The sequence below is a fragment of the Herbaspirillum chlorophenolicum genome, from assembly GCF_001189955.1.
In the GTDB taxonomy this organism is placed as follows: domain Bacteria; phylum Pseudomonadota; class Gammaproteobacteria; order Burkholderiales; family Burkholderiaceae_D; genus Herbaspirillum; species Herbaspirillum chlorophenolicum.
In genome coordinates this window covers 1-2,130 of record NZ_LFLT01000123.1, presented here as the reverse complement: position 1 = coordinate 2,130, position 2,130 = coordinate 1, and the positions used below count along the sequence as shown (strand labels likewise).

Sequence of the window (2,130 nt, the reverse complement as noted above, 5' to 3'; positions counted from 1 at the left end):
TTGGAGAAGGTCTCTAGGCTATATTCCCACGTGTGCGGCGCTAGCTGCGACCAGCGCTCCTCGAAGCAATTCCAATGACGATAAATCCGGTCCTCGACGATGGGTTTGGGAATGTTGGATAACTCTTGAAGCCAGTGCTCGTAATATGAGTCAAAAGGTTCTCGTTCGATATTGCCGTAGCCCCGAACCAGCGGGTATGGGTGTTTCTTAGCCATTTGACCTTTTCGCCTGCAGTATCATGAACCTTAGTTCTAGCGGGCTTGACCCCTTGAGGATCGGCTCACTAGGTATGGATGACGGACGCCGTTGAGACGCCGCGCTCATGGACGTCAGGTAGCCCAAATATTCCCTTGATTCGTCGGTTTCACTTGAAGCAAAGCCAGAGCCGCCATGTTTGAGGCCGATCGCAAAACATAGACTGTCCAAGACGGATATCAGTCGATAGAAATTAAGCTGGTTTGCGTAGTCATGGAATAGACCATGAAGAATGCCGTTTCGGTTTAGCCTGGTTGCACTTTGATCGAGAGCAGTATCGACAAATAGACGCGTTTCAAAAATCGCCCGAAGAGACTGCAGCATCACAATGCGCTCTTCAAAACGGCCAGGCGATAATTCTTCTTTCGCGATAAGCGCATCTATCTCAGGCAGCATCCAGTTTCGCCTCTTTGGCTGCCCCACCCGCTCGGCAGCCATTTTCTGCAGAACGCCTTCGATCACTGGAATCAATGAACATATCGCGGCGTGGAAGAGTCCTCCTGCGGCTGCTTCGATCGATTCTGCAATTTGTGCGCTAAATTCTTGAATGTGGATCGTTGATTTGTAGCGCCCGATGTACATCGAGGATAGGCGTCGAAGGTCATAGACCCAGGGCATTACCTTGCTCAGGATTTCCTCATGTTTCGATGGGCCACATGTTCCCAAGGCTTCCGCGATCGTCTCAATTACAGCGCTGGACGTGAAGGGTGGCAGAGTCCAATCGACGGAAAGAAATTGTTCCATTGCCTTTGGCATCTTGGATGGTTGCTCGGAGTTGTTCATCAGTGTCCTGTGTCAAATTTTCAGAAGGAGCCGATTGTGGCCATCGAATGCATTTAGGGTAGGCGATACTATTATTGCTCTAGTTTATTCTTGTCGAGTCTTCCCCTCAGGTTCTTGGCGCTTGACGCGCGTTTACTCTCCCTGCTATCCTTAAAACGTCCCAAATAAAAATGGGATCGAGTTTGGCGACTCGGTAAGTAACAGGCGGACAACCGCCTCATGGCGGTATTTTTTCGTCCGGATACACTTCGACCTCCCACGGGCGGCGATGGTGGGGATACCTTCGGGTATGCCGGTTACCTGTTACACCGGTTCGCCAACCCCGCCATCTGCTGCCCACCCGTTTGGCGACGGGAGCAGCTTAATGCTGTAACAGGAGGTCATCATGCCTAGCGTCCGCACGCCCAATCAATCCACCACGCCCACATTCCAAGCTTTCTCTTGGCACAACCCGGCTATTTTCCCGTCTGCCTCGGTTGAACTGACAGAGCATGCTCAAGACATCGGCAACGGAGTTGCCACGCTCCTGGAGCTGCTCGAATTCAGTGAAACGCAAGTTGCGTTCGAAGATCCTCCGTTGTTCAAGGAGGTAGATAAGGGCGTTTTGCTGCGCCTAGCGATCTCTTCGAGCAAGCTGCTGGCGCACTTCGCGCATGTGCAGATCACCCAAGCCAATCGTACCCACAACGGCGCCGTAGAAACTGGCCAGAAAGGTGGGAAGCATGACTAAGAGCCGGATAGCAGAAGTCATCTCAGGCATCAGGAACGCGGGTTTACCATCGAAGACCAGGCCGAGAAAATCGAAATCTTGTTGGGGTTTGTCTTTGAGATTTTGACGTGAGGGGGCGGTCCAACGATGCTAAAATTTCCCTTGAATTGACTAAAAATTAACTAAAACAGCTGTCTTTTTGAAGGGGAGTGCGCAATGGGGCGTAGAAGTGGAATTGAGGGATTTCTGAGAGCGACTGCGCGTGCGGCTGCGGCTGCCGAACGAGAGAGTCAACGGGCGTTACGTGCCCAAGCTACTCAATTGCGCCAGCTGGAGCGGCAGCAGCGCATGGCGGCGGCTCAAGAGGCGCGTGATCAAAAGGC

3 protein-coding genes are annotated in these 2,130 nt (G+C 52.3%); 1 reads left to right on the top strand and 2 read right to left on the bottom strand.

The window, feature by feature from the left end:
• Together AKL28_RS25205 and AKL28_RS23400 are read right to left on the bottom strand one after the other, a co-directional pair.
• Nucleotides 1-215: hypothetical protein (locus tag AKL28_RS25205; protein ID WP_231602673.1), on the bottom strand; the 215-nt coding region annotated here is incomplete at its 3' end.
• A complete protein-coding gene (locus AKL28_RS23400) occupies nucleotides 208-1,038 on the bottom strand; it encodes a hypothetical protein (RefSeq protein ID WP_050470682.1) in 831 nt (276 codons plus the stop codon). The genes AKL28_RS23400 and AKL28_RS25205, both read right to left, overlap by 8 nt.
• 385 nt (nucleotides 1,039-1,423) lie before the next feature.
• Here AKL28_RS23400 and AKL28_RS23395 point away from each other — a divergent pair, with 385 nt between their 5' ends.
• Nucleotides 1,424-1,768, top strand: a complete 345-nt coding sequence (locus tag AKL28_RS23395; RefSeq protein WP_050470681.1) for a hypothetical protein — start codon at nucleotides 1,424-1,426, stop codon at nucleotides 1,766-1,768.
• The last annotated feature ends 362 nt before the right edge of the window (nucleotides 1,769-2,130 follow it).